Genomic DNA, 1,306 nt, shown 5'->3' on the forward strand with positions numbered 1-1,306 from the left:
TATCGTTTTATCTCTGGCCGCCAGCTTTCGTTCGTACTCAGCGTTGGACATGCCTGATACCGTGGGCGTGGAATGGGTTCTTTCGCTCAACACACTATCCCCCAATGGCTATGCCGGTGAAGGTGTGATTCACATGCAATCCGTTATATTGCTCACCGTAAGTGGAAAACCCTACGACGCGGTTTTTCACCATGATGTTGGCAATCTGTTGGTCGAGTCCTTCTTGTTCAAATTGGAGGCGACGCAGGATGCAATCACAACCGATAATGACGGGGTCCGCTAGCGTCTCTTTAACCTTGTTGAAGGCCCGTTCTAGCGTTTGGACAGGATCCTCCGCTTTAGCGATAGAAACGATAAGCCCTTCTTCAATAGCGCAGTAACAGGTAAGAGAAAAATCGGCATTCCATTTTTGGATGGCTCGAACGTAGGGATCGTCGCCCAAGGAGAGCACAAGCGGGTTACTGGAAAAGATGGTTGGGGTTAATTCAGATACGGTTAACCCCAAGGCTTCCGCGTAAGCAAGTGCCGCTGGTTCACCGTTTATCTCAAAGATAAGTCGTTTCTCTGGATCGGCCTCAGTAATAACCAATTCGATCTCGCTGTGATTGAAATGCTGAACTTTAAACGTGACGACCGTCGATTTGGTCTCAATGACCGCAAATATAGCTGCGTTAGAGATAAAATGACCATCCCCATCATAGACATGCGCTTTTTCAAAACGTAAGTCATCGCCAGCAGAACCGCCAATAATCGGAATATTACCTATTTGTTGATAAAGGCTTGCGACCAGACGCTCTTCAATCATTGAGAGGCCATCGACCAGCAACAGACTAAAACGGTTAAGTGCGGGTCTATCTTTACTATCATGGTGAATAGCTTCAGCAATTTCAGCGGCTATTTCTGCATAGTTCTCCAAAGGGTGGATCGTAAATGTGTGAGCGCTAAAATTTTTGTTTAAGCCCAACCCCACTAAGCCTGTACGTTGAAACCCTTGTGCACCAATTTGCCCTGAAGTTGTACAACCTATACACGCGCAGGAAAAGGATTTTTTTAGTTCTCTGCCTAAAATGTTTAAATCGTAGCCAGGAGAACAGAAAAAAATGACCGTATTGATATCTTCATGACTAATCTTACTGGCAAAATCGGCAACAGCCTGGACGGGATCTGGTGATGTGCTATTTGCATATTTAAGTTGGAAATTCATGAGAGTACTCCCTCGCTTTTGAGTAGAAATTTTTGCATGAATTTCTGCAATATTCGGTTATCTCTTTGAAAATAGACCAGGACATCAAATAGTAAATAGTCA

The 1,306-nt window shown here is 44.6% G+C and carries 1 protein-coding gene; it reads right to left on the minus strand.

Going from position 1 to position 1,306, the window contains the following annotated elements; all coding sequences use genetic code 11:
• Window positions 1-94: 94 nt before the first annotated feature.
• Window positions 95-1,204, minus strand: coding sequence for an FIST N-terminal domain-containing protein (locus J5224_RS28225; protein WP_264628422.1), 1,110 nt, complete (start codon window positions 1,202-1,204; stop codon window positions 95-97).
• Window positions 1,205-1,306 lie beyond the last annotated feature (102 nt).

This window comes from Candidatus Symbiopectobacterium sp. NZEC135 (assembly GCF_025962695.1).